Here is a 26,501-nt window from a genome sequence, read left to right on the forward strand (position 1 = left end):
CATCCTTTCAGACAAAAAATGCGCTCAGCTCATTAGCCATGACCTGCGGCTGCTCTTCCGGTAAAAAATGTCCGCAATGCGGCACCAAAATGCCTGTCACCTCAGCGGCGAAAGCACGCAACGGCGCAGCCATATCGGGAATTGAACCAAACTCGGCGCTCACGGCCAGCACCGGCACGTTAAGTTTTCCTTCCCGTTGCAGGGCGGCATTCTGAGCGGCGGAAAGCGAAACCGAACGATAATAGTCGAGACCGGCGCGTAACCCACCGCTGGCAAGCAGCACGCGCAGATATTCATCAATCTCCTGATCTGAAAAAACATCCGGGCAGGCGGTTTTCCTTTTCAAAAACCACTCGATATAAATTCGTTCGCGTCCGGTAAGCAGCGCCTCAGGCAGATCGGGAATCATATGAAAAGCAAAATGCCAGGTTTTCCAGGCCTTATCCGGCGTGACGGGCAAAGCATCCGGCAGCGTAATACCAGGAATACCCGCGTCCAGTAAGGCGAGGCGCTTAACTTCGCTGGCGTAGAGCATGGCATAGGGCCAGGCGACCCAGGCACCAATATCATGCGCGGCGAGAAAATAGCGCGTGACGTTGAGCTGCGCCAACAGGCCATGAACCTTCTCCGCCAGTGAGCGCGTATCATAACCGGTTAGCGGGCGGTCGGAATCTCCCTGACCAGGCAGATCCACGGCAATAATGTGATAAGCCGCGCCCATCTGCTGCATGACTTTACGCCATGCATACCAGCTCTGTGGGAAGCCTGCTAACAAAACCACCGTTTCACCCTGTGCGTTTCCGCCTGCGACGTAATGCATTCTGATGCCGTCGACCGTCGCGTAGCTATGCTGAAAATCAGCAAGATCCCGATCGTGCCAGCTGGCAGGGTCAGCGCTAACATAGCGAAGCGGGGCTGCCGTTGTCGGTGTATGCGTATCCATGTTGGCTCCTGTGTTTTAGCGCTTGCCGATACGGCTAAGCTATATTTAAGGAATGATCATTTCCTAAATGAATAAATTTTTAACGCAGCAGCTTCATTGCCAGCTTAATGGTCTCTTCCCGATGCGCCACGTTTGTTATTTTTCCCAGCACGCGCATGCCGAAGGTAATACAGAGGATCAGCTCTGCGGCACTATCCACGTTAAGATCGGGCGAGACGGAACCATCTTTTTGCCCCTGCAGCACCAGGGCGGTAAAAAACGTTTTATTACGCATAATGGCATGGCGTACCCGCTCGGACAATTCACTGTCCAGCACCTGCAGCTCCGTGGCGCTACCCACCACCAGACAGCCATGCCTGCCTTCCAGCTCGCGTGCGGAATCAAGATAGAATCTCAGCAGCTCCGCTATTTTTTCGCCGCCCGTGGTGCACGGCTGAAGGCGCTGTAGTAACAGGGCATTACGCTGAGAGAGATAACGTTCAAACACCTGCAAAAACAGGGTGCGTTTATCGGTAAACGCCTTATAGATGCTGCCAGCGGTCAGGTTCATCGCCATGGACAAATCAGCAATGGAGGCGGCATGAAACCCTTTTTGCCGAAACACCAGCATCGCCCGATCCAGCGCCAGCTCAGTATCAAATTCACGCGGGCGTCCGCGTTCTTTCGCTTTATGCATGGTTAACCGCCCATGATTTATTTTATAAGGAAATGATTGATTCCAAAATGCCACGAATTTCAGGCGACAGCAAGCGAATCGGGTGAAGAAGCGGCATAAAGCGTTTATGTGATCGGGGCTACGTTCAGGAAAAAAGGGCGCGGGAAAAGTGGCTAAAACAGAGACGGGTGGTACAGGTTTGCCGCTAAGAACTCTCTGAAAAGCCTCTGTTTATCCCGCTTCACGGCTTTTCTTCCCTTTATCTGATTGCTGGTTTTCGTCCCGGTCTGCACAATTTTTATTAATTACCACGGCGAGTCGCGCACGCCGAGTAGGGCTTACTGCCACGGAACAGGCAGCAGCAGGATTGCGCGGTAACAGAGTCAGGAGGTTTTCCTGTGAATAAATCAATGATAGCGGGTGTGGGTATTGGTATGGTTGCTGCTTTAGGCGTGGCCGCTGTTGCCAGCATGAACGTGTTTAATCCAGCTCCCCAATACGCACAGGTTATTTCCGCAACGCCCATCAAGGAAACGATTAAAAACCCACGTCAGGAGTGTCGCAACGTTACGCTGACCCATCGTCGGGCGGTACAGGATGAGAATCGCATCACTGGATCGGTACTGGGTGCGGTCGCGGGCGGGGTTCTGGGGCATCAGTTTGGCGGCGGACGCGGTAAGGATGTGGCAACGGTAGCGGGCGCTCTGGCGGGCGGCTATGCCGGTAATCAGGTACAGGGCGGTCTGCAGGATCGTGATACCTATACCACCACCGAACAGCGCTGCAAAACGGTCTACGATAAACAAGATAAAATGCTGGGCTATGACGTCACCTATAAAATTGGCGATCAGCAAGGGAAAATCCGTATGGAGAGCGATCCCGGCACCCGAATTCCGCTGGATCGGAACGGGCAACTTATTCTTAACAGCAACAGCAATCAGGCATAAACCAACGGGGCCGTTCGGCCCCGTTAATCATTGCTACCTTTTCTGCACATGTTTGGCATAAAGCTGCGATTAAACGGGGCCGTTTGGCCCCGTTAGTCATTGCTACCTTTTCTGCACATTTGGGCATAAAGCTACGATTAAACGGGGCCGTTCGGCCCCGTTCAACGTTACTTTCCAGTTATTCAGCTCGCCAGCCGGTTTTCCAGCATCTGCTCCATCAGCTCACGTACCCAAGTCATGCGCAGCTTACGCTCGGCTAATTCACGCGTGAACTTCAGGCGGGTCGGCCCTTCCAGCCGCCACTGCTGCGGATCTTTTTGCAGCAGGCCAATCAGCCAGCTGGGATCGACACAGTTCTTCTCGGCAAACTCAATAAACCCGCCTTTTTCACTGGCTTCGATGCGTCGAATGCCCAGCTGACGCGCATCCAGCCGCAGCGCGGCGATATCCAGCAGGTTACGTGCCGCATCGGGCAGATTGCCGAAACGATCGATTAACTCCACTTTCAAATCGTCCAGCTCGCGTCGGTCGCTGGCGCTGGCAATACGCTTGTAGAACGACAGGCGCGTATTCACATCAGGGATAAAGTCATCCGGCAGCAGCGCGGGCATACGCAGCTCAATGTCGGTTTGATTGCTGGTCAAATCCTCCAGCGAAGGCTCGCGACCCTCTTTCAACGCATCGACCGCGTTTTCCAGCAGCTCCATATAAAGCGAGAAGCCGATACTTTCCATCTGGCCGCTCTGATCTTCGCCCAGCAGCTCGCCCGCGCCACGGATCTCTAAATCGTGGGTAGCCAGCGCGAAACCTGCGCCCAAATCTTCCAGCGAGGCAATCGCCTCCAGCCGCTTGTGCGCATCGGTAGTCATGGCTTTCGGCGGCGGCGTCAGCAACCATGCATAGGCCTGATGATGCGAGCGGCCAACGCGTCCACGTAGCTGATGCAGCTGCGCCAGGCCAAAGTGGTCGGCGCGCTCAATGATAATAGTATTGGCGGTAGGTATATCGATGCCGGTTTCGATAATGGTGGTACAGACCAGCACGTTGAAACGTTGATGATGGAAATCGTTCATCACGCGCTCCAGATCGCGCTCGCGCATCTGCCCATGACCCACGGCAATGCGCGCCTCCGGCACCAGATCCGTCAGCCGCTGCGCCGCTTTCTCAATATTTTCCACATCATTATAGAGATAATAGACCTGGCCGCCGCGCAGGATTTCACGCAGGATCGCTTCGCGCACCACCAGGCTGTCATATTCCCGCACAAAGGTTTTCACTGCCAGACGGCGCGCGGGCGGCGTGGCGATAATCGACAGATCGCGCATGCCGCTCATCGCCATGTTCAGCGTACGCGGGATTGGCGTGGCGGTGAGCGTCAGAATATCGACGTCGGCGCGCATCGCCTTGATACGCTCCTTATGGCGCACGCCGAAGCGATGCTCCTCATCGACAATCAGCAGCCCCAAATCGCGCCATTTCAGATCGCTCATCAGCAGCTTATGCGTGCCGATCAGGATATCGATTTTGCCTTCGCTTGCCTGCTCCAGCACCTGCGCCTGTTCTTTGGCACTGCGGAAACGGGAAAGCATTTCGATACGCACCGGCCAGTTAGCGAAGCGGTCGCGGAAGTTATCATAGTGCTGCTGGGCGAGCAGGGTAGTGGGCACCAGCACCGCCACCTGCTTGTGGTTTTCCACCGCCAAAAAGGCGGCGCGCATCGCCACTTCGGTTTTACCAAAGCCGACGTCGCCGCAAACCAGACGATCCATCGCCAGCGGCTGGCACATATCGCTCAGCACCGCATGAATCGCCTGAGCCTGATCGGGCGTGGTTTCAAACGGGAAACTGTCGCAGAACAGCTGATACTGCTCGCGATCGTATTTAAAGGCGTAGCCCGCTTTCGCGGCGCGCTGCGCGTAAATATCCAACAGCTCAGCCGCTACGTCGCGTACTTTCTCCGCCGCTTTTTGACGCGCCCGCGACCAGGCATCGCTGCCCAGCTTATGCAGCGGCGCATTGTCATCGGCGCCGCCCGCGTAACGGCTAATCAAATGCAGCGAAGAGACCGGCACATACAGCTTGGCGTCGTTGGCGTAGGCCAGCATCAGATATTCCGCTTTGATGCCGCCCGCTTCCAGCGTGGTCATGCCGATATAGCGGCCCACGCCATGTTCCAGATGCACCACCGGCTGGCCGGGATGCAGTTCAGCCAGGTTGCGGATCAGCACATCCGGGTTAATGGTGCGGCGGGTGTCCTGACGGCGGCGCGCCACGCGTTCGCCCAGCAGATCGCCTTCGCAGATCAGCGCGCGCTGGCGCAGGTTATCGATAAAACCGCGCTCGCTGGCGCCAATAATCAGATAACGACCGGGCGCGTCGGCCTCGCTCAGGCGCTGAATCACTTTCGGCTGGAGCTTGATGCGCGCCAACAGCTCCTGCAACGCTTCGCGACGGCCTTCGCTCTCCACGGAAAAGATCACCGCGCCGTCAAACGCCTCCAGGAAGTGGCGCAGCTGCTCCAGCGGCGCTTTCGCCTGCGGCTCTACCGCCAGCGGCGGCAGCGGTTGATAATCAAGGTTGGTGTTCGCGGCTTTATCGGGCAGCGCTTCGCCGCTCATGCGGATGCGCGGCCACTGTTTTAACTCAGTGAACAGCCCATCGGTGCGCAGCCACAGCGACTCCGGCGGCAACAGCGGACGCATTGGATCCACGCGGCGGTTCTCGAAGCGCGCCATGATATCCTGCCAGAAGCGCTCCGCGCTCGCTTCCAGATCGCCGGTGCTGACCACCAGCGTATCGCGCGGTAGGTAGCTGAACAGCGGCACCAGCGGCTGTTCAAAAAACAGCGGCTGCCAATATTCGATCCCGGCGGGCAGCGTGCCCTTACTAACCTGCTGATAGATATGCTCCGGCTCGCGGCGCACATCAAAATGTTCGCGCCACTGGCTGCGGAACAGCTCAATAGCGGCTTTATCGGTGGGAAATTCATGGGCGGGCAGCAGGTTAATCGCTTCCACCTCTTCCAGCGTGCGCTGGCTGTCGACATCAAACAGCCGCAGGCTGTCGATTTCATTGTCGAAAAAGTCGATACGATAGGGCTGTTCGCTGCCCATGGGGAACAGGTCAAGCAGCGCGCCGCGCGTGGCGTATTCGCCATGCTCCATGACCTGATCGACATGGCGATAGCCCGCCTGCTCCAGCTGATCGCGCAGCCGGTCGCGCGAGAGCAGCTGCCCCTTATGCATCACCAGCGCATGGCCGTGCAGGAAGTCGTGCGGGCAGTAGCGCTGCATCAGCGTGGTCACCGGCAGGATCAGCACGCCACGTTCCAGCGTCGGCAGACGATAGAGCGTCGAGAGGCGTGAAGAGATAATATCCTGATGTGGAGAGAAGCTATCGAACGGCAGCGTTTCCCAGTCGGCCAGGCTAATAACCGGCTGGCGGGTGAACTGTTGAATCTCATCCTGCAGGCGCAGCGAGGTTTGCATATCAGGTGCGATCAGCATCACCAGCCCTGGGTGACGCTCGGCGATTTCCGCACATTCAACGGCGCAGGCAGCGCCGGTTAGCTCTCCCAGCTGGCGTTGATCGTTTGCCGCGGCGGGCAGGGCATAGCGAATCTGTTCAGGCATAGTCGTTTCGACATTCTCTCTGTTATTTCAGGGGCACAATCATTCCACAGAACGCGGCGGGGATCATCTGCTGCGGCAGGGTTTTTACCCGGCAAGCCTCGTGAACAGCGCTCGGCGCGGCGCATTAATGTGCGGGACGCGCGCCATCGCCCTGTGTGCGGCGATCGCTATTGGCCCACTCCAGCTCTTTCTCCGCATGCAGACTCCAGGTGCCGTCATCCCATTGAACGTGATAGCTGGCGGGGAAATTTCCCTGGGCAAAGACCGTAACCACTTCACCGCGAATTTCACCAGACTGATGTTTGACAATAGCGCCTTTTAGATACTTACTCATAAGCGGCTCCAGTGCCAGCGGCACGGCAAATCAGTAACGTTAACCCTTTAAATACTAAGGGCAAGTATAGTGCAGATTAGCGTGCCGCTGCGTGAACAGCAGGGGCTTTTTTGTGCAATTAACCGCAGCGGAAAAATTCTGATGCATCTTTAACATCAACTCGGACGGGTAAAGGTTCCATAAAACAAGCGGCTCCTTTATCATCCTGACTACTTTTGCTTTTGCTACGCATAAGACGGATCTCATGTATCAACCTGTCGCGTTATTTATCGGTTTGCGCTATATGCGCGGACGTGCCTCAGACCGCTTTGGTCGGTTTGTATCCTGGCTTTCCACCATCGGCATTACCCTGGGCGTGCTGGCGCTGGTCACCGTTCTCTCAGTCATGAACGGCTTTGAGCGCGAACTGGAAGGCAATATCCTTGGCCTGATGCCGCAGGCGCTGATCACCAGCGATAAAGGCTCTCTTAATCCGCAACAACAGCCCGCCAGCGGCCTGCGTTTGCAGGGCGTGCAGCGTGTTGCTCCCTTAACCACCGGCGACGTGGTGCTGCAAAGCGCGCGCAGCGTGGCGGTGGGCGTGATGCTGGGCGTGCAGCCCGACGAAAAAGATCCTCTCACCCCTTACCTGGTTAACGTGCAGCAGCAGGCGCTGCAGCCGGGGCAATACAATGTGATTCTGGGCGAGCAGCTGGCCTCACAGCTGGGCGTGAAGCGCGGTGACCAGCTGCGCCTGATGGTGCCTTCCGCCAGCCAATTTACGCCGATGGGTCGCCTGCCCAGCCAGCGCCTGTTTAACGTGATCGGCACCTTTGCCGCTAACAGCGAAGTGGATGGCTATCAGATGCTGGTTAACCAGCAGGACGCCTCGCGCCTGATGCGCTACCCGGCGGGCAATATCACCGGCTGGCGCCTGTGGCTCGATAAGCCGCTGGAGGTGGACAGCACCAGCCAGCAGCCGCTGGCGGCCGGTCTGGTATGGAAAGACTGGCGCGATCGCAAAGGCGATCTGTTCCAGGCGGTGCGCATGGAAAAAAACATGATGGGGCTGCTGCTGAGCCTGATTATCGCCGTGGCGGCGTTTAACATCATTACCTCGCTTGGCCTGCTGATTATGGAAAAGCAGGGCGAGGTGGCAATCCTGCAAACCCAGGGGCTAACGCGCCGCCAGATTATGCTGGTGTTTATGGTGCAGGGCGCCAGCGCCGGGATTATCGGTGCTTTGCTCGGTACGCTGCTTGGCGTGCTGCTGGCCAGCCAGCTGAATAATTTGATGCCGGTTATCGGTCTGTTTCTTGATGGCGCGGCGTTGCCGGTGGATATCTCCTTCTGGCAGGTGATCGCCATTGCGCTGACGGCGATGGCGCTGGCGCTGCTGTCGACGCTTTATCCATCCTGGCGCGCTGCCGCCGTACAACCTGCTGAGGCTTTACGCTATGAGTGATTTGAATCTGTTACAGTGTAACAAACTGTGCAAACGCTATCAGGAAGGGAGCGTGCAGACAGACGTGTTACGCGACGTCAGTTTCACCATGCGGCCCGGCGAAATGATGGCGATTGTCGGCAGTTCCGGCTCCGGGAAAAGTACCTTGCTGCATTTGCTGGGCGGGCTGGACGCGCCGACTTCCGGCGATGTGCTGTTCAGCGGACGCGCGTTAAGCAGCATGTCTTCCGCACAGAAAGCGGAATTACGTAACCGTGAGCTGGGCTTTATCTATCAGTTTCACCACCTGCTGCCCGATTTTACCGCGCTGGAAAATGTGGCGATGCCGCTGCTGATTGGCAAAAAACAGAAGCAGGAGGCGCAGGATCGCGCGCTGGAAATGCTGCGGGCGGTCGGCCTGGAAAAACGGGCGGCGCATCGTCCGGCTGAACTCTCCGGCGGCGAGCGTCAGCGTGTGGCGATTGCGCGCGCGCTGGTGAACAATCCGCGCCTGGTAATGGCCGATGAGCCTACCGGCAACCTGGATGCTCGCAACGCCGATGCGATTTTCGATCTGCTGGGCGAGCTGAACGTGCGCCAGGGTACCGCTTTCCTGGTGGTGACGCACGATTTACATCTGGCGAAGCGGCTGCCCACGCAGCGTGAAATGCGCGATGGTCAGCTCAGCGAGCAGGTTACGCTGACGGGAGCGCTGTAATGGCTTCACTCTCTTTACTGTTAGCCACGCGCTTCAGCGGCGGACGGCGGCGCGGCGGCATGGTTTCGCTGATCTCGGTGATCTCTACGCTGGGCATCGCGCTGGGCGTCGCGGTGTTAATCGTCGGCCTGAGCGCGATGAACGGCTTTGAACGCGAGTTAAATAATCGCATTCTGGCGGTGGTGCCGCACGGTGAAATCGAGCCGGTCGACGGGCGGCTTGCCGACTGGCAACAGCTGCTGCCGCGTATGGAGCAGGTGTCAGGCATCGCCGCCGCCGCGCCCTATATCAATTTTACCGGCCTGATTGAAAGTGGCGCGAAGCTACAGGCGATTCAGGTGAAAGGGGTCGATCCCGCGCAGGAAAAGCGACTGAGCGCACTGCCGCAGTTTGTGCAGAACAATGCCTGGTCCAGCTTCAGCGCCGGTAAACAGCAAATCATTATCGGCAGCGGCGCGGCAAAATCGTTGGGCGTTAAGCAGGGCGACTGGCTGACGGTGATGATCCCCAACAGCGATGGGCAAAATAAGCTGTTGCAGCCGAAGCGTATCCGCTTGCAGGTGAGCGGTATTCTGCAACTGAGCGGGATGCTCGATCACAGTCTGGCGCTGGTGCCGCTGGCCGACGCGCAAAAGTATCTTGATATGGCGGACAACGTCAGCGGTATTGCGTTGAAAATGACCGACCCGTTCAACGCCGTTAAGCTGGTACGCGATGCGGGCGAAGTCACCCACGCCTACGTCTATATCCGCAGCTGGATCGGCACCTACGGCTATATGTATCGCGATATTCAGATGATCCGCGCCATTATGTATCTGGCGATGGTGCTGGTGATCGGCGTCGCCTGCTTTAACATTGTCTCCACGCTGGTGATGGCGGTGAAAGATAAAAGCAGCGATATCGCCGTGTTGCGTACGCTGGGGGCGAAAGATGGGCTGATTCGCGCTATTTTTGTCTGGTACGGGCTGCGTGCCGGGCTGACCGGCAGCGTTAGCGGGGCGATAGTGGGCGTGCTGGCCGCGTTGAACCTGACGCCGCTGATGCGCGGCATCGAACATCTGACCGGACATCATTTTCTTTCCGGCGACATCTACTTTATCGATTTCCTGCCGTCGGAGCTGCACTGGCTGGATGTGGTCTCGGTGCTGGCAACCGCCATTGTCCTGAGCCTGGTGGCCAGCTGGTATCCGGCCCGGCGCGCCAGCCGTATCGATCCGGCGCGCGTATTAAGCGGGCAGTAATCGTGACAGCGGAAAAGATCTACTACGGCTTCGATATGGGCGGCAGCAAAATCGCCCTCGGTGTTTACGATGCGCAGCGCCAGCTGATCTGGAGCAAGCGCGTCCCGACGCCGCGTGATGACTATGCGCAGCTGCTGGAAAGCTTTGCCAGCCTGACGGCGGAGGCGGATGCAATAACCGGTCAGCGCGGATGCGTCGGCGTGGGCGTACCCGGCCTGCCGAACCCCGACGACGGCACGCTGTTTACCGCCAACGTACCGGCGGCGCAGGGGCAGCGCCTGGGTCACGATCTCAGCGCACGGCTGGGGCGTGACGTGCGTATCGATAACGATGCGAACTGCTTTGCGCTTTCCGAAGCGTGGGATGATGAATTCCGCGCTTACCCGGTGGTGCTGGGGCTGATTCTCGGCACCGGCGTCGGCGGCGGCATTGTGGTTGATGGCAAGCCGCTCTCCGGGCGCAGCTTTATCAGCGGCGAAGCGGGGCATATGCGGCTGCCGATGGATGCGCTGGCGCTGCTGGGGGCGGATATTCCGCTGCGCCAGTGCGGCTGCGGTAAACGCGGCTGCATTGAAACCTATCTATCCGGCCAGGGGTTCGCCTGGCTGTTTCACCATTTTTATCAGCAGACGCTCAGTGCGCCCGCCATTGTTGAACGCTATTATCAGGGCGATCCGCAGGCGCAGGCGCATACCGAACGCTTTCGCGCGCTGCTGGCGGTTTGTCTCGGCAATCTGCTTACCCTGCTCGATCCGCATTTAGTGGTGCTGGGCGGTGGATTGTCCAATTTCGCAGCGCTCTATGACGGGCTGGCGGAGCAGGTGCAACCGCATCTGCTGCCGCGGGCGAAGCCGCCGCGCTTTGCCCAGGCGCGTCATGGCGATGCGGGCGGAATGCGCGGTGCCGCATTCCTGCATCTCAGGTAACTTAAGGAGTTTTTATGCGCACACCCCGTCGCCGTTTACGTATTGCGCGCTTCCGCAAAACCCGGCGCAAAATGCATCAGCGCTTCCGGCAGCGTATTTTTGAGCGCGATCGTAACGCTGAACTGGCGGCCCATCCGCAACCTCGGGTGGTGGTGTTGACCGGTGCGGGCATTTCCGCTGAATCGGGCATTCGTACTTTTCGCGCCGACGACGGACTGTGGGAAGAGCATCGTATTGAAGATGTCGCCACGCCGGAAGGCTTCGCGCGCGATCCCGCGCTGGTGCAGGCGTTTTATAACGCGCGTCGCCGCCAGCTCCAGCAGCCGGAGATCCAGCCAAACGCCGCGCATCTGGCACTGGCGGAGCTGGAATCGGTGTTGGGCGATAATTTTCTGCTGGTCACCCAGAATATCGATAACCTGCACGAGCGTGCCGGTAGCCAGCGCGTGCTGCATATGCATGGCGAACTGCTCAAGGTGCGCTGTGAAATGAGCGGCCAGGTGCTGGAGTGGAGCGGTGACGTCAGCGCCGACGATCGCTGCCACTGCTGTCAGTTTCCTGCCCGCCTGCGTCCGCACGTAGTCTGGTTCGGTGAAATGCCGCTGGGAATGGATGAGATCTATCAGGCGCTGGCGGAGGCGGACTACTTCCTGGCCATCGGCACGTCTGGCCATGTCTATCCCGCTGCCGGTTTTGTGCATGAAGCAAAATTGCAGGGCGTGCATACCGTTGAGCTAAACCTGGAACCGAGCCAGGTGGGCAACCAGTTTGCGGAGAAACACTACGGGCTGGCGAGCGAAGTGGTGCCTGCCTGGGTGGAGAAGTTTCAGAAAGGTTTGTATCGCCTGGTGTGAGGTTAGTCACAGGCGCGATTAGTTAGCGCCTGCTTATGCTGCCGCAACGCCAACTTAAGCACGATGGCATTGCGGCAGGGAAGGTCTATGCTTAGCGGCCCGCCTTCAGCTTCTGGAACAGCATTTCGTACTGCACGCTGGCGTCGCCGACGTCATCCTGCCATTCGCCGTTTTTGATCACCGCTTCAGAGGGGTAGAGCGAGGCATCGTTGGCGACGTTAGCGGGCAGCAATTTTTTCGCCGCCAGGTTCGGCGTCGGATAACCGATGGTTTCTGCTACCTGCGCGGCGACGTCCGGGCGCAGCAGGAAGTTAATCAGCTTCAACGCGCCTTCTTTGTTCTTGGCATTCGCCGGAATAGCCAGGCTATCCATCCAGAAAATGCCGCCTTCCTTCGGCCATACCACTTCCAGCGGCGTGCCTGCCTGGCGTGCCACGTAAGCGGAACCGTTCCAGATCATGCCCAGGTTAACTTCACCTTCCATAAACGGGTTGCCGGGGTTGTCGGAGTTAAACGCCAGCACGTTCGGCATCAGCTTTTTCAGCTCTTCGTAAGCCGCGTTAATCTCTTTGGCATCGCGCGTGTTGCCGGAATAGCCCAGCTTGCGCAGCGCCATCTGGAAAACTTCACGCGCATCGTCGGTTAACAGCAGGCTCTGTTTATATTGCGGGTTCCACAAATCGGCCCAGCGGGTGACGCTTTTGCTATCGATCTCGTCGCTGTTAACGCCGATCACCGTTGCGCCCCAGATATAAGGGATCGAATAGTCGTTATTGGGATCGAACGGCTTATTCAGCAGATTGGGATCGAGATTGCTGAAGTTGCTCAGCTTGCTTTTATCGATCTTCTGGATCATGCCTTCGTTGCGCATTTTCGCCACGAAATAGGTGGAAGGCACCACCAGGTCGTATGCGCCGTCCTGATAGGTTTTCAGCTTGGCGTACATACTCTCATTGGATTCGTAGGTGGAGTAGATCACCTTGATGCCGGTCTCTTTGGTGAACTGCTCCAGCAGCCCCGGCGGGACATATTCCGTCCAGTTATAGAAATAAAGCGTCTTGCCGTCATCAGCGGCCTGCGCGCTCTGTAAGCCCAGCGCCAGCGCGCCAGCGGCCAGCCAGTAACCCCATTTCTTCATGACTTTTCCTCTTACTTAGTTTTATCACGCAGCAACAGCTGACTCGCGACCACCAGCAGCAGCGACAGCACCATCAGGATGGTTGCCAGCGCGTTCACTTCCGGCGAAACGCCGACCTTTACCATGGAATAGATTTTTAACGGCAGAATTTCAAAGCTCGGCCCGGTGACGAACGAGGAGACCACCACGTCATCCATCGACAGGGTAAAGCTCAGCAGCCAGCCTGCGGCAACGGCCGGCATCGCCAGCGGCAGAATAATTTTGCGCAGAATGGTGACCTCGCTGGCGCCTAAATCTCGCGCCGCTTCCAGCATCCTGACATCAAACCCTTTCAGGCGTGAGTAGACGGTGATCACCACAAACGGCAGGCAGAAGGTAATATGCGAAACCAGCAGCGACCAGAAGCCCAGCGAAATGCCCAGCAGCATAAACAGCACCAGCAGGGAAATGGCCATCACAATATCGGGCGACATCATCACCACAAACAGCATGCCGCTGACAAACGGTTTGCCGCGAAAGCGATAGCGGTAAAGCGCCACCGCCGTCAGCGCGCCGATAAGCGTCGCGAAGCTGGCAGAGAGCACGCCCATAATCAGCGAGTGCTTCGCCGCCTGAATCAGGCTGTCATTATTGATTAACAGCGCATACCACTGGGTGCTGAAACCCTGCCAGTTAATGCCGAAGCGCGAGGCGTTAAACGAGTTAACGATCAGAATCACGATCGGAATATAAAGCCAGGCGTAAATAAGAAACATAAAGCCGCTGCGTAATGTTTTACCCATTATTCCAGCTCCACTTTCTTGTTCAGCATGCGCGCTGCGCGCCAGTAGAACAGCAGCATCAGACCCATGACCAGCGTCAGCACAATGCTGGTGGCCGCGCCAAATGGCCAATCGCGAATATTCAGGAACTGGCTTTTAATCACGTTACCGATCAGCAGGTTTTTCGCCCCGCCCATCAGATCGGCTACGAAAAACAGCCCCATCGCGGGCAGCAGCACCAGCAGGCAACCGGCGACAATGCCCGGCATGGTCAGCGGCAGAATAATACGCCAGAAGGTTTGCAGCTTGCTGGCGCCCAGGTCGCGCGCCGCTTCCAGGCAGGACTTATCCAGCTTTTCCAGGCTGGAATAGAGCGGCATCACCATAAACGGCAGCAGAATATAGACCAGCCCCAGCACCACCGCTTCAGAGGTGTACATGATGCGGAAGGGCTTATCGATCACCCCCAGCCACAGCAGAAACTCGTTCAGCCAGCCGCGTGTACTGAGGAAGATTTTCAGGCCGTAGATGCGAATCAGCGAGTTAGTCCAGAAAGGCACAATCAGCAGAAATAGCAGTATCGGGCGGATGCGCGTCGGCAGCTTCGTCAGGCACCAGGCAAAAGGATAACCCAGCAGCAAACAGCAAAGCGTGGCGATCAGCGCCATATTCAACGAGTGCAGCAGCACCGCGCCATACAGCGGATCGAGCAGCCGGGTGTAGTTATCGAAGGTGAGCGCCAGACGAACAAAGTTAGCGTCATCGCGCGTCAGGAAACTGGTGACGATAATCATCAGGTTGGGCAGAAAGACAAACAGTAACAGCCAACCGACAATCAGCGTGATAATGGTTTTCTGAAAACGGTTACGCATTATTTTCATCAGGCAGCACCACCTCCCAGCTTTCAACCCAGGTAATGGCCATTTTTTGATTCAGCGAGTGATCAAAATCGGGATCGTCTTCGTTAAAGAACTCACTGACGGTAACCAGTTTGCCGTTTTCCAGCTCAACGGTGGATTCCAGCGTCATGCCTTTATAATTGCGTTCGCGCACAAAGCCCACCAGGCCTTCGGCGTTGTCGCCGTCGTGAATCTCTTCAACGCGCAGATCCTCCGGGCGGAGCAGCACATGCAGCGGCTGTCCAACGGTGACCGGGAAGGGCACCAGAATATCGCATTCGCGGCCTTCCACGCGCGCGCGGACGCGCTGATTGTCCAGCGGCGCGATAACCTCGGCGTCAAATACGTTGATCTCGCCGATAAAGCGCGCCACAAACAGGTTGGCTGGCTCTTCATAAATCTCACGCGGCGAGCCATCCTGCTCGATGCGGCCGTCACGCAGCACCACAATGCGATCCGACATGCTGAGCGCCTCTTCCTGATCGTGCGTGACGAAGACAAAGGTGATGCCCAGTTTGCGCTGCAGCGCTTTTAGCTCATTCTGCATCTGCTTGCGCAGCTTGTAATCCAGCGCCGACAGCGACTCATCCAGCAGCAGCACTTTCGGCCGGTTCACCACCGCGCGCGCAATGGCGACGCGCTGTTGTTGACCACCGCTGAGCTGATGCGGACGCCGGTCGGCGAAGCTGTCCAGCTGCACCATCGCCAGCGCCTCGTTAACGCGCGCGGTAATGTCAGCCGCGGGCGTTTTCTGCATCCGCAGGCCAAACGCAACGTTTTCAAACACCGACATATGCGGAAACAGCGCATAGCTCTGGAAAACGGTATTGACGTGGCGCTGTTCAGCAGGGGTCGCGGTGATGGTTTCACCGTCGAGCACAATCTCGCCGCTATCGGTCTCTTCCAGACCGGCGATCAAACGCAGAATGGTGGTTTTGCCGCAGCCGGAGGGGCCCAGCAACGTAATAAATTCGCCGTGGTGTATGGTCAGGTTAAAGTCGGCAATGATCTCTTTGCCGTCAAAAGCTTTACTGATGCCAGAAAGCGTAACCAGCGCCGTTTGCGCGCGTGTTTGCGTCATTTTAGTCACTCAGCCCGAAGTTATCGGCAGTCAGGTCTGCCTGTATGTGTGTAGAGCGGGTCGCTACGGTCGACCAGCCAACAAAGTCAGGGGCGCGATGATACCTGAAAACCGTGTTAATTCCATGCTTGCAGGCTAATAACCGCTATTTACCCTGATAAAAAAGCGATTTGCCTTTTTGCACACTACGCTTTAACACTATGACCTGACGCAATATGTTGGCAACGCAGGCTTTCCATAATAGCTCACTGCCATTGAGAGAGAATAAAGATGACAACGCTACTCGACCGGTTTTTACACTATGTTTCGTTTGATACGCAGTCGCGTGCGCATGCGCGCCAGGTTCCCAGTACGGAAGGGCAGTGGCAGCTGGCCAGGGCACTACAGAAAGAGTTAACCGAGCTGGGGCTGAAAAATGTCACCCTGAGCGAACACTGCTGCGTGATGGCGACCATACCGGCAAATGTGGATTATCCCACGCCGGTGATCGGCTTTATCTCCCACGTGGATACCTCGCCCGATTTCAGCGGCAAGCATGTCAACCCGCAAATCGTGGAGAACTATCGCGGCGGTGATATTGCGCTCGGCATCGGTGAAGAGATCCTCTCGCCGGTGATGTTTCCCGTGCTGCACCAGCTGATTGGTCATACGCTGATTACCACCGACGGCAAAACCCTGCTCGGCGCGGACGATAAAGCGGGCGTAGCGGAAATCATGACGGCGGTGGCGCGACTGATGCAGGGGGATATTGCGCACGGCGAAATTCGCATCGCCTTTACGCCGGATGAAGAAGTGGGACGCGGCACCGAGCATTTTGATGTGGCCGCCTTCGGCGCAGACTGGGCCTACACCATTGATGGCAGCGGGCTGGGCGAGTTTCAGTTTGAAAACTTTAATGCCGCCTCGGTGACGGTCAAAATCGTCGGCAATAACGTGCATCCCGGCACGGCGAAGGGCGTAATGGTGAACGCCCTTGATTTGGCGATGCGCTTTCATGCCGAAGTCCCGGCGACCGAGAAGCCGCAGTTTACCAGCGGCTATGAAGGTTTTTACCATCTGCATGGCATCAAAGGCTCAGTGGAGCGCGCAGAGCTAAGCTATATCGTCCGCGACTTCGACCGCGACAGTTTTGAAACGCGCAAGCAGAAGCTGATTGATATCGCCCGCCGCGTGGGCAAAGGACTGAATCCCGACTGCTATATCGATGTCACGGTCGAGGACAGCTATTACAACATGCGCGAAATCGTTGAGGCGCATCCGCACAGCATTGAGCTGGCGCTGCAGGCGATGCGCAACTGCGGCGTAGAGCCGGATGTGAAGCCGATTCGTGGCGGCACCGATGGCGCATGGCTCTCTTTTAAAGGCCTGCCTTGCCCGAATGTCTTTACCGGCGGCTATAACTACCACGGTAAACATGAGTTTGCTTCGCTGGATATTATGCAAAAAACGGTAGACGTGATTGTGGATATTGCCCGACTGGCAGCAGAGAAAAAATCATAAAAAAACGGCGGCGGGTATCGCACCCGCCGCCGCTCCCGTTTTGCTGTGATCGGTTAGCCTTCGTTAAAATACCAGTAACCGTTGTTGACCAGGCCAGCCAGCTGCGCCAGAAACGCCGGATCGTCGAGCGCGTCGGCAAAATCATCCAGCCCCAGCGTTTGCTTCGACGCCAGCGCGTTTAACGCCGCAGGCCAAGCGGATTCCAGCTGTTCGCCGTTGATAAACACCGCGTTGCCGATTTTCAGCACCCGCAGCCCGCCAAGACGTGACAGCTTGTCGCCCTGTTGCAGCGCATCATAAATTTCATCCGGCTGATAGGGCGGCTCCGGCGGCGCGATATCCAGCTCATGACGCGACTGGGAAATAAACTCGCCAAACCACTGACGGAACTGCTCCGGCTGATCGATAACCTCCATCATCAGCTGACGAATACCGTCGATTTCCTGCGGCAGAATCTCTGCCGGACAGTCGCGCGCGGCAATCTGCGGATCGCTGTAGCGGCGACCGCCCAGCTCGCGTGCCAGCACAAAATCAGCGAAGCCGCTGATTAGCTCACGTCCGCTTGGCGCACGGAAACCCACGGAATAGTTCAGCGCGTTTTCCAGCGAATAACCTTCATGCGGAAAACCTGGCGGAATATAGAGGATATCGCCCGGTTCCATCTCTTCATCGATAATGGCGTCAAACGGCTCGACCTGCAGCAGATCGGGGTGCGGGCAGTGCTGCTTAAGCGCCACCTTTTCCCCTACGCGCCAGCGTCGGCGGCCGGTGCCCTGAATAATAAAGACATCATACTGATCGAGATGCGGGCCAACGCCGCCGCCGGGCACCGAAAAAGAGATCATCAGATCGTCAATACGCCAGTCCGGTAAAAAGCGGAACGGACGCATCAGCGCGGCAGACGGTTCATGCCAGTGGTTAACCGCCTGCACCAGCAGCGACCAGTTATGCTCACCAAGGTGATCGTAACTTTCAAACGGGCCATGGCTGACCTGCCATTTGCCGTCCTGCTGGCTCACCAGGCGGCTGTCTACTTCCGCCTCCATCGCCAGGCCCGCCAGTTCATCCGGCGAGAGGGGATCGACAAAGTTTTTGAAGCCGCGCTTCAGAATGACAGGGCGCTTCTGCCAGTAATTTTGTAAAAAATCGGTCCAGTTGAGGTCGAGCTGATAATCCATAAGATTTTCCAGTGCAGGCGAGAATAGGTAGAGTATAACAGCGGCGGCAGGGTTCTACTCAAGGTTATGTTCGACCTCCTGTCGCTGAAAAATTACTTTCATAAGCGCGCCGCCAAGCGGGCTGGTTCCGGCTTCGATATCGCCAGCGTACTGCTCCAGAATATCGCGCGCTACCGCCAGCCCCAGCCCCTGGCCTGGACGCAGCGTATCCGCGCGTTGACCGCGCAGGAAGATCATTTCGCGTTTGCTTTCAGGAATGCCTGGCCCGTCATCTTCCACAATCAATTGCAGGCTGGAATCGGTCTGCCGCGCGCTGATCTCCACAAATTCCAGGCAATATTTGCAGGCGTTATCCAGCACATTGCCCATCACTTCCATAAAATCGTTTTGATCGCCGACAAAGGTGATTTCCGGCGAAATATCCAGCGTCAGCGAAACCCCTTTGCGCTGATAAACCTTGTTCAGCGCCGAGCAGAGGCTATCCAGCAGCGCGGAAACGGAATGCAGCTCGCGCTTCAGGGGATTGTGGTCCGCCTGCATACTGGCGCGATGCAAGTAGTAGCCAATCTGCTGCGAAATGCGGCTGATCTGCTCCAGCATGATCGGCTCCGCCTGCTCGACAGAGAAATTTTTACCGCCGCGCAGCGAGCGCAGCGTACTTTGCAGCACCGCCAGCGGGGTTTTCAGGCTGTGCGTCAAATCGGAAAGCGTGGTGCGGTAGCGCGTGTAGCGCTGGCGCTCATTGTCCAGCAGCAAATTCAGGTTACGCACCAGGCTGCGCAGCTCCTGCGGCGGATTGGGATCCAGTGCGTCACGCTGGCTGCTCTCCAGCTCTCGAATTTGGCTGGCCAGCGTGCCGATAGGCCGCAGGCTCCAGTGCGCCGCCAGCCACAGCAGCGGGATCACCAGCAGTAGGTTAACCAGCAGCACATAGCTGAACCATGACCAGACCACGTCGGAGTGTTGCAGTTCCTGGGGAATAGAATCCACCACCACCACGGTCAGCGCAGGCAGGCTGGTGGTGGCATCGTAACGGTTCACCGCCACCGAGTGGGTAAAGGTGCCGTCGCCGTTATCGTCATAAGCGTGCAGCTTGTTTTTCGCTGCCTGGTCATCGCCCAGCGCTTTATTACTGGTTTGATTATTGGTGTCGATTTCGTAAAAATCGGGCTTTTTCAGCCATTCGGGATGAATTTTATGGCGGATTTCCGGCACGTTGCGCTGCTGCCACAGCAACCGTCCGCGTTCATCGTAAATAAACACCAGCGTAGGCGAGTTCAGCGTCATCTGCTTTGGCTGCTCAATGGTCAGCTGGTTATCTTTCCACTGGGCAAGGGTATAAAACAAATTGCTTTCGCCGCGCATAACGCGATAGGTGGTTTTATCAAAGCTGACGATGTAGCCAACCACCGCCACCATGCCATAGGAGAGAGAAAGGATCAGCACCACGGCGGCGGTCGCTAACAGGAAGCGGGCGCGCAGCGAAAAAGGGCGATAGCTCTGTAGAAGTTTCATCAATGGTTAAATATCGAAGCGGTAGCCCTGACCGCGCACTGTCGTGATCACTTCCTGCGCATACGCCGCCTGAATTTTTTTACGTAGCCGACCCATCAGCACATCAATGGTGTGACTTTCACGCAGTTCGGCGTCGGGATAAAGTTGCAGCATCAGTGAATCCTTACTGACCACTTTGCCCACATTACGAATAAGCGTCTCGATAATGGTGTATTCAAAGGCGGTCAGTTTGATCGACTGCTCGTTGACCGTCAGCTCACGACGTGACAGATCGATATGAAAAGGGGCCAGATTAATGATTTGCGAGGCCAGCCCGCTGTTGCGGCGCATCAGCGCCTGCATACGTGCCACCACTTCTTCGATATGGAAAGGCTTGGTGACATAATCATCCGCACCCGCTTCCAGCGCCTCTACCTTGGCCTGCCAGCCTTCGCGCGCGGTCAGCACCAGAATCGGCTGCTTAACCTCTTGCGCACGCCAGCGACGGATTAGCGTCATGCCATCTTCGTCGGGCAGGCCTAAATCCACCAGCGTGATATCGGGAGAGTGCTCAGCCAGGAAATAGTCCGCTTCTTTCGCATCTTCAGCCGCATCGACCTGATGCCCCATTTCACGCAGCTGTACAGAGAGGTGATGGCGCAGCAAAGCGTTATCCTCTACAACCAAAACGCGCATATAACGTTCCTTTACCAATAATCTTGCGTTGAGTATAGGGGGGCGCGGATAAACCGAGGGTTAACGCAAGAATAATCCCGGACGTGGCACGCCCGGGACAACATATTACTTCAGATCGTCAACCATCTGAACCGCGCGGCCCAGGTAGTTAGCTGGCGTCATCTGCTTCAGGCGGGTTTTCTCTTCTTCCGGCAGCGCCAGGCTATCAATAAACGCCTGCATGCCCGCCGCGTCAACGCGTTTACCGCGCGTCAGCTCTTTTAGCTTTTCATACGGTTTTTCAATGCCGTAGCGACGCATCACCGTCTGGATCGGCTCGGCCAGGACTTCCCAGTTCTGGTCCAGCTCCGCCAGCAGGCGATCGCGGTTCACTTCCAGCTTGGAAATGCCTTTCAGCGTCGCCTGATAAGCGATAAGCGCATAGCCGACACCGACGCCCAGGTTACGCAACACGGTGGAATCGGTGAGATCGCGCTGCCAGCGCGAAACCGGCAGCTTGGCCGCCAGATGCTGCATCACGGCGTTCGCCAGGCCAAGGTTGCCTTCCGAGTTTTCGAAATCGATCGGGTTGACCTTGTGCGGCATGGTCGAGGAGCCAATTTCACCGGCGATGGTTTTTTGTTTGAAGTGATTCAGTGCGATATAGCCCCAGATATCACGATCGAAATCGATCAGGATGGTATTGAAGCGGGCGATACAGTCAAACAGTTCGGCAATATAGTCGTGCGGCTCAATCTGCGTGGTGTAGGGGTTCCAGCTAATGCCCAGCGAGGTGACGAAAGATTCGCTCAGCTGATGCCAGTCAACTTCCGGGTAGGCCGCCAGGTGCGCGTTATAGTTCCCCACCGCGCCGTTGATTTTACCCAGAATCTCTACCTGCTCCAGCTGACGCAGCTGACGCGACATACGGTAAGCGACGTTGGCCATCTCTTTACCCAGGGTGGAGGGCGTGGCTGGCTGGCCGTGCGTGCGCGACAGCAGTGGAATATCGCGGTATTGCTGCGCCAGATCTTTCACCGCCTCAATCAGCTGCTGCCAGTAAGGCAGGATCACATCGCGGCGAGCGGTTTCCAGCATCAGCGCATGGGAGAGGTTATTGATATCTTCGGAGGTGCAGGCAAAGTGGATAAACTCAGAGACGGCATGCAGCGCAGGGATATCGGCCACTTTCTCTTTCAGGAAATACTCAACCGCTTTTACGTCGTGGTTTGTGGTACGTTCGATGGTTTTGATACGCGCCGCGTCATTTTCCGCAAAATTGGTCACGATTGCATCAAGGTAAGCGTTTGCGTCGGCGTCAAATGCAGGAACTTCCTTGATCTCTGCGGTCGCGGCCAGTTTTTGTAACCAGCGAACTTCAACCTCAACGCGGAATTTCAGCAGGCCGTACTCGCTGAAAATGCCGCGCAATGGGCTGACTTTTTCGCCGTAACGACCATCGACAGGTGAGACGGCGGTCAGAGAGGATAATTCCATCAGAGCAACTCCTGGATCGTTAACTAAAGGTCTGGTGCATCCGGCCCGATCAGGCCGAGGGCATACCGGCTAAAATACGTTTCGCCTCACGAATCAGACGATTTCGGTAAAACATCAACTGCAAACGGCCACCGCCTACCTGGTGCCAGAGCACGGCGGAACGAATACCGGCCAGCAGGGCGGCGCGCACTTTACTTTGCACCTGAGAATTTTGCAGCACCGCAGGTGACCCTGTCACCTGAATGCGTGGGCCAAGCGGGCTAATGACATCCACATAAATCCCGGCCATGGCGGCGATAATCGTCTCAGACTCAATATCATAATGGCTGAGCTGACGATCGAGCTGAGCAATGCGCTGCGCCAGCGTATTAAGCGCCGTTTTATTGGCGCTTAGCTTACGCTCCAGCACCATCATGCTCAGGGTATAACGCGTGAGTTCGGCGCTTAGCCCCTGGCGGCTGGGATTGCTCAGCACCGCCAGCAGCGTTTCAAGGCCGAAACGCAGTTGGGCTTCATCGTTGCCGTAAACGGCCAGCGTGGAAGAGGGGTTCAGATCGAGCAGGCTGCTGAGCGAGGTTTTCAACGCCTGCGCATCGCACTGGCCCTGATGGGCCAGCTGCTGTGCCAGGTGCGCGGACTGGCAGATCCCTGCCAGCGCCAGCGTGATGTCGTAATAATTTTTAGCCACGGTTACTCCTGTATACACATCGTGAGCCGCACGCGACGTTATGCCGGCACCAGCGGTAAGCGCTGCTCAATAATACCGCCGCCAAGGCAGATTTCGCCCAGGTAGAACACGGCGGACTGGCCTGGCGTGACGGCAGCAACCGGCTGCTCAAAGCGCACCTCGATACGATCATCATCCAGCGGAGCGATCACGCAGGGGATATCTTCCTGACGGTAGCGCGTTTTCACCACGCACTGCAACGGCTCGCGCAGCGCCTGACGATCGACCCAGTGCAGCTGCTGCGCAATCAAACCCACCGACATCAAACGCGGATGGTCAGCGCCCTGCGCCACAATCAGGCGGTTACCGGCGACATCTTTGTCCACCACGTACCAGGGATCGTCGTTGCTCTCTTTCAGGCCGCCGATGCCCAGCCCTTTACGCTGGCCAAGCGTATGGTACATCAGTCCCTGGTGCTCACCCACCGTCTGGCCATCAACGGTCACGATCGCGCCCGGCTGCGCAGGCAGATAGCGACCAAGGAAGTCGCGGAATTTGCGCTCGCCGATAAAGCAGATGCCGGTAGAATCTTTTTTCTTCGCGGTGATCAGCTCCAGCTGTTCGGCGATGCGGCGCACTTCCGGCTTCGACAGTTCGCCAACCGGAAACAGGCTCTGTGCGATCTGCTGATGGCTGAGCGTATAGAGGAAGTAGCTTTGATCTTTATTGCCATCAAGGCCGCGCAGCAGCTGGCTTTTGCCGTTGCTGTCCTGGCGGCGCACATAGTGGCCGGTGGCAATATAATCTGCGCCGAGATCTTCCGCCGCGAACTCCAGGAACGCTTTGAATTTGATCTCTTTATTGCACAGGATATCGGGGTTTGGCGTACGGCCAGCCTTGTATTCTTCCAGGAAATGCTCGAAGACGTTATCCCAGTATTCCGCGGCAAAGTTAACTTTATGCAGCTTCATACCGAGTTTGTCGCAAACGGCCTGGGCATCAGCCAGGTCATCCGCTGCGGTACAATACTCTTCGCCGTCGTCCTCTTCCCAGTTTTTCATAAATAAACCTTCCACCTGATAGCCCTGCTGCTGCAGTAACCAGGCGGAAACGGAAGAATCGACGCCGCCGGACATCCCGACGATCACTTTTTTCTGGCTGTTGTCAGACATGACACACTCACGACAAGGAACAAAAACAGGCGGCGTATTCTAGCACGCGTCCGCCACCGGCGCATCCCCGATGCGGACGCCGCCTGAGCGGAAAGCCATTATCGATAAAATTGCACCATCGACAGCGGATAGCGCACGCCGCTCTGCCAGATGCGCACGCTTTCCGCCACCAGCGGCGAGCGCAGATGGGCGGCGGTTAAAATCTGCTGCGGCGGCAGCCACCAGCAGCGGTCGATATCGCTATCCTGCGGCTGGGTTTCCAGCCGTTCAGGCAGATCGAGGGCGAACAGAAAGCGGATAAACGGGGTGTTATCCGGCGCGGTCCACTGCTGCACGCCCAGAAAATGCGCCATTTCTGCCTGAATGCCGGTTTCTTCATAGAGTTCGCGGCTGGCCGCTTCCAGCAGGCTTTCTTCCGCTTCCAGATGACCCGCGGGCTGGTTCCAGGTCGCTTTGCCGTTAATGGTCTCTTCCACTACCAGCAGTTCGCCTTGCGCCTGCACCACGCAGGCGACGGTAACGTGTGGTTTGTACATAGGCTGCTCCGGTTAAAAACGGTCGGTCACGTCGCGCCATTCGCCCGGCGCAAGATTATCCAGCGTTAACGACGCCATACCATAACGAATCAGACGCAAAACAGGAAAACCCACGTGCGCGGCCATGCGGCGCACCTGGCGGTTACGTCCTTCATACAGAGTAATTTTCAGCCAGCTAACGGGAATCGTTTTACGTTCGCGGATCGGCGGCTGCCGCGGCCACAGCCAGGCGGGTTCCGCCACGCTTTCCACCTCGGCAGGCAGGGTAGGGCCATCTTTCAGAATAACGCCACTGCGCAGCGCCTGCAGCGCGCTTTCATCCGGCTCGCCTTCTACCTGAACGTAATAAATTTTTCCGGTACGTTTGCCAGGCTGGGTCAGCTTTGCCTGCAGCGCGCCATCGTTGGTTAACACCATCAGGCCTTCGCTGTCGCGGTCCAGGCGGCCTGCGGCATACACACCGCTGACCGGAACAAAATCCTTCAGCGTGGCGCGTCCCGCCTCATCGGTAAACTGCGGCAGCACATCATAGGGTTTGTTAAAAACGATAACACGTCGCGGCCCCTTATCTTGCGGTCTGGCGGCAGATGGGCGGCTGAATCGTTTAACTCGGTGATTATTAACAACTGTTTTACGCATAGGCTTTGCACTTGACTTGAATGGGCGCATTATAACGCGAAATTGAGATGATTGGCGCGACGGCAATATTCAAGTAGTATTGACCCGCATCTTACAAATCATTAACAAAAAAGCGCTCGAAGGAGAGGTTAATGGAAAGCAAAGTAGTTGTTCCGGCGGAAGGTCAGAAAATCACGCTCGACGATCAGGGAAAACTGGTTGTTCCCGCTAATCCGATCATCCCTTATATCGAGGGTGATGGCATTGGCGTAGACGTTTCTCCCGTCATGATCAAAGTGGTTGATGCCGCTGTGAAAAAAGCCTACAACGGCGAGCGAAAAATTTCCTGGATGGAAATTTACACCGGTGAGAAATCAACTCAGGTGTATGGTCAGGATGTCTGGCTGCCGCAGGAGACCCTTGACCTGATCAAGGATTACCGCGTTGCCATCAAAGGTCCGTTAACCACGCCGGTTGGCGGCGGTATCCGCTCTCTGAACGTTGCGCTGCGTCAGCAGCTGGACCTGTACATCTGTCTGCGTCCGGTTCGCTACTATCAGGGCACACCAAGCCCGGTTAAGCGTCCGCAGGATACCGATATGGTGATCTTCCGTGAAAACAGCGAAGACATCTATGCCGGTATCGAGTGGAAAGCAGGTTCGGCGGAAGCGGATAAAGTCATCAAGTTCCTGCAGGACGAGATGGGCGTAACCAAAATCCGCTTCCCGCAGCAGTGCGGTATCGGCGTGAAGCCGTGTTCTGAAGAGGGCACCAAACGTCTGGTTCGCGCCGCGATTGACTATGCCATTACCAACGATCGCGATTCCGTGACGCTGGTACATAAAGGCAACATCATGAAATTCACCGAAGGTGCCTTTAAAGATTGGGGCTACCAGCTGGCGCGTGAAGAGTTCGGCGGCGAACTGATTGACGGCGGCCCGTGGGTGAAAATCAAGAACCCGAACAACGGCAAAGAGATCGTGGTCAAAGACGTGATCGCTGACGCCTTCCTGCAGCAGATCCTGTTGCGTCCGGCGGAATATGACGTTATCGCCTGTATGAACCTGAACGGTGACTACATTTCTGACGCCCTGGCGGCGCAGGTTGGCGGTATCGGCATCGCGCCTGGCGCAAACATCGGCGACGAGTGCGCCCTGTTCGAAGCCACGCACGGCACCGCGCCGAAATATGCCGGTCAGGATAAAGTGAACCCAGGTTCCGTGATTTTGTCCGCCGAGATGATGCTGCGCCATATGGGTTGGACAGAAGCCGCTGACCTGATTGTGAAAGGCATGAGCGGTGCCATCAACGCGAAAACCGTAACCTATGACTTCGAACGTCTGATGGAAGGTGCCAAGCTGCTGAAATGTTCAGAGTTTGGCGATGCAATGATCAGCAATATGTAAGCGCTGATTAGCCACACCCAGCCAACACGGGTTATTAAATTTGTGTTGGCTTTTTTGTTTATTACCTTTTCCTAAAACCCCCCTTAAAACCGCTTAAAAAAAATTATTATGAAGCACTGTTTTCATCAAGTGCTCACCTCTATCGATCAAAGCAGCTCTATATAATGCTGCAGGATCTACTGGATAATGATAAATATACGCAAACC

General features: G+C 56.8%; 24 protein-coding genes. 8 read left to right on the forward strand and 16 right to left on the reverse strand.

Annotated features, from left to right (window positions below; translation table 11 throughout):
* Positions 1-7: 7 nt before the first annotated feature.
* Positions 8-943 (reverse strand): alpha/beta fold hydrolase, encoded by a 936-nt coding sequence (locus J2X14_RS01825; RefSeq protein WP_352409507.1) that lies wholly within the window; start codon positions 941-943, stop codon positions 8-10.
* 79 nt (positions 944-1,022) lie between these two features.
* The gene (locus tag J2X14_RS01830; RefSeq protein ID WP_352409508.1) at positions 1,023-1,619 is read right to left on the reverse strand and encodes a TetR/AcrR family transcriptional regulator; all 597 of its coding nucleotides are present in this window, start codon (positions 1,617-1,619) and stop codon (positions 1,023-1,025) included.
* Between the two features lie 377 nt (positions 1,620-1,996).
* Here J2X14_RS01830 and J2X14_RS01835 point away from each other — a divergent pair, with 377 nt between their 5' ends.
* Complete coding sequence (locus J2X14_RS01835; protein WP_352409509.1) at positions 1,997-2,545, forward strand: glycine zipper 2TM domain-containing protein; 549 nt, start codon at positions 1,997-1,999, stop codon at positions 2,543-2,545.
* 182 nt (positions 2,546-2,727) lie between these two features.
* Here J2X14_RS01835 and mfd read toward each other — a convergent pair whose 3' ends face one another.
* Positions 2,728-6,177, reverse strand: coding sequence for a transcription-repair coupling factor (mfd, locus tag J2X14_RS01840; protein ID WP_352409510.1), 3,450 nt, complete (start codon positions 6,175-6,177; stop codon positions 2,728-2,730).
* Positions 6,178-6,301: 124 nt separating this feature from the next.
* On the reverse strand, positions 6,302-6,511 hold the full coding sequence (locus J2X14_RS01845) for a hypothetical protein (RefSeq protein WP_352409511.1): 210 nt from the start codon (positions 6,509-6,511) through the stop codon (positions 6,302-6,304).
* Positions 6,512-6,755: 244 nt separating this feature from the next.
* Here J2X14_RS01845 and lolC point away from each other — a divergent pair, with 244 nt between their 5' ends.
* The 5 genes from lolC to cobB are packed head-to-tail and all read left to right on the forward strand — an operon-like array spanning position 6,756 to position 11,673.
* The gene (gene lolC / locus J2X14_RS01850) at positions 6,756-7,955 is read left to right on the forward strand and encodes a lipoprotein-releasing ABC transporter permease subunit LolC (RefSeq protein WP_352409512.1); all 1,200 of its coding nucleotides are present in this window, start codon (positions 6,756-6,758) and stop codon (positions 7,953-7,955) included.
* Positions 7,948-8,652 (forward strand): lipoprotein-releasing ABC transporter ATP-binding protein LolD, encoded by a 705-nt coding sequence (gene lolD / locus J2X14_RS01855; protein WP_352409513.1) that lies wholly within the window; start codon positions 7,948-7,950, stop codon positions 8,650-8,652. Before lolC ends, lolD begins: the two co-directional genes overlap by 8 nt.
* The gene (gene lolE / locus J2X14_RS01860; protein ID WP_352409514.1) at positions 8,652-9,893 is read left to right on the forward strand and encodes a lipoprotein-releasing ABC transporter permease subunit LolE; all 1,242 of its coding nucleotides are present in this window, start codon (positions 8,652-8,654) and stop codon (positions 9,891-9,893) included. Before lolD ends, lolE begins: the two co-directional genes overlap by 1 nt.
* A gap of 17 nt (positions 9,894-9,910) precedes the next feature.
* A complete protein-coding gene (gene nagK / locus J2X14_RS01865; RefSeq protein ID WP_352410117.1) occupies positions 9,911-10,819 on the forward strand; it encodes an N-acetylglucosamine kinase in 909 nt (302 codons plus the stop codon).
* Between the two features lie 14 nt (positions 10,820-10,833).
* Complete coding sequence (gene cobB / locus J2X14_RS01870) at positions 10,834-11,673, forward strand: Sir2 family NAD+-dependent deacetylase (RefSeq protein ID WP_352409515.1); 840 nt, start codon at positions 10,834-10,836, stop codon at positions 11,671-11,673.
* A gap of 91 nt (positions 11,674-11,764) precedes the next feature.
* On the opposite strand, the gene potD is transcribed toward cobB, so the two are convergent.
* The 4 genes from potD to potA are packed head-to-tail and all read right to left on the reverse strand — an operon-like array spanning position 11,765 to position 15,552.
* Positions 11,765-12,811, reverse strand: a complete 1,047-nt coding sequence (gene potD, locus J2X14_RS01875; RefSeq protein WP_352409516.1) for a spermidine/putrescine ABC transporter substrate-binding protein PotD — start codon at positions 12,809-12,811, stop codon at positions 11,765-11,767.
* A gap of 11 nt (positions 12,812-12,822) precedes the next feature.
* Positions 12,823-13,596, reverse strand: a complete 774-nt coding sequence (gene potC / locus J2X14_RS01880; RefSeq protein ID WP_352410118.1) for a spermidine/putrescine ABC transporter permease PotC — start codon at positions 13,594-13,596, stop codon at positions 12,823-12,825.
* Positions 13,593-14,453: a spermidine/putrescine ABC transporter permease PotB gene (potB, locus tag J2X14_RS01885; RefSeq protein ID WP_502889929.1), complete on the reverse strand. Its 861-nt coding sequence runs from the start codon at positions 14,451-14,453 to the stop codon at positions 13,593-13,595. Before potB ends, potC begins: the two co-directional genes overlap by 4 nt.
* The gene (gene potA / locus J2X14_RS01890) at positions 14,437-15,552 is read right to left on the reverse strand and encodes a spermidine/putrescine ABC transporter ATP-binding protein PotA (protein WP_352409518.1); all 1,116 of its coding nucleotides are present in this window, start codon (positions 15,550-15,552) and stop codon (positions 14,437-14,439) included. The genes potB and potA overlap by 17 nt, the downstream gene beginning before the upstream one ends.
* A 270-nt stretch (positions 15,553-15,822) precedes the next feature.
* Between potA and pepT the strand changes: the two genes are divergently transcribed.
* Complete coding sequence (gene pepT / locus J2X14_RS01895; RefSeq protein WP_352409519.1) at positions 15,823-17,052, forward strand: peptidase T; 1,230 nt, start codon at positions 15,823-15,825, stop codon at positions 17,050-17,052.
* Positions 17,053-17,105: 53 nt separating this feature from the next.
* Here the strand turns inward: pepT and J2X14_RS01900 are convergent, their stop codons facing one another.
* The 8 genes from J2X14_RS01900 to rluE form a co-directional block, all read right to left on the reverse strand.
* Complete coding sequence (locus tag J2X14_RS01900) at positions 17,106-18,230, reverse strand: ribosomal protein uL16 3-hydroxylase (protein ID WP_352409520.1); 1,125 nt, start codon at positions 18,228-18,230, stop codon at positions 17,106-17,108.
* A 54-nt stretch (positions 18,231-18,284) separates the two neighbouring features.
* Positions 18,285-19,745, reverse strand: a complete 1,461-nt coding sequence (gene phoQ / locus J2X14_RS01905) for a two-component system sensor histidine kinase PhoQ (RefSeq protein ID WP_352409521.1) — start codon at positions 19,743-19,745, stop codon at positions 18,285-18,287.
* 6 nt (positions 19,746-19,751) lie between these two features.
* Positions 19,752-20,420, reverse strand: coding sequence for a two-component system response regulator PhoP (gene phoP / locus J2X14_RS01910; protein ID WP_352409522.1), 669 nt, complete (start codon positions 20,418-20,420; stop codon positions 19,752-19,754).
* 105 nt (positions 20,421-20,525) lie between these two features.
* Complete coding sequence (gene purB / locus J2X14_RS01915) at positions 20,526-21,896, reverse strand: adenylosuccinate lyase (RefSeq protein ID WP_352409523.1); 1,371 nt, start codon at positions 21,894-21,896, stop codon at positions 20,526-20,528.
* Positions 21,897-21,945: 49 nt separating this feature from the next.
* Positions 21,946-22,584 carry a high frequency lysogenization protein HflD gene (hflD, locus tag J2X14_RS01920; protein WP_352409524.1) on the reverse strand — a complete coding sequence of 213 codons (639 nt, stop codon included), beginning with the start codon at positions 22,582-22,584 and terminating at the stop codon, positions 21,946-21,948.
* Positions 22,585-22,622: 38 nt separating this feature from the next.
* Entirely contained in the window at positions 22,623-23,735 is a 1,113-nt protein-coding gene (gene mnmA, locus J2X14_RS01925) for a tRNA 2-thiouridine(34) synthase MnmA (protein WP_352409525.1), read from the reverse strand.
* Between the two features lie 98 nt (positions 23,736-23,833).
* Positions 23,834-24,271: an NUDIX domain-containing protein gene (locus J2X14_RS01930; RefSeq protein ID WP_352409526.1), complete on the reverse strand. Its 438-nt coding sequence runs from the start codon at positions 24,269-24,271 to the stop codon at positions 23,834-23,836.
* A 12-nt stretch (positions 24,272-24,283) separates the two neighbouring features.
* A complete protein-coding gene (rluE, locus tag J2X14_RS01935) occupies positions 24,284-24,910 on the reverse strand; it encodes a 23S rRNA pseudouridine(2457) synthase RluE (RefSeq protein ID WP_352409527.1) in 627 nt (208 codons plus the stop codon).
* A gap of 131 nt (positions 24,911-25,041) precedes the next feature.
* On the opposite strand from rluE, the gene icd reads away from it, so the two are divergent.
* On the forward strand, positions 25,042-26,295 hold the full coding sequence (gene icd / locus J2X14_RS01940) for an NADP-dependent isocitrate dehydrogenase (RefSeq protein WP_352409528.1): 1,254 nt from the start codon (positions 25,042-25,044) through the stop codon (positions 26,293-26,295).
* The last annotated feature ends 206 nt before the right edge of the window (positions 26,296-26,501 follow it).

The sequence above is a fragment of the Mixta sp. BE291 genome (assembly GCF_031457955.1).
GTDB lineage: Bacteria > Pseudomonadota > Gammaproteobacteria > Enterobacterales > Enterobacteriaceae > Mixta.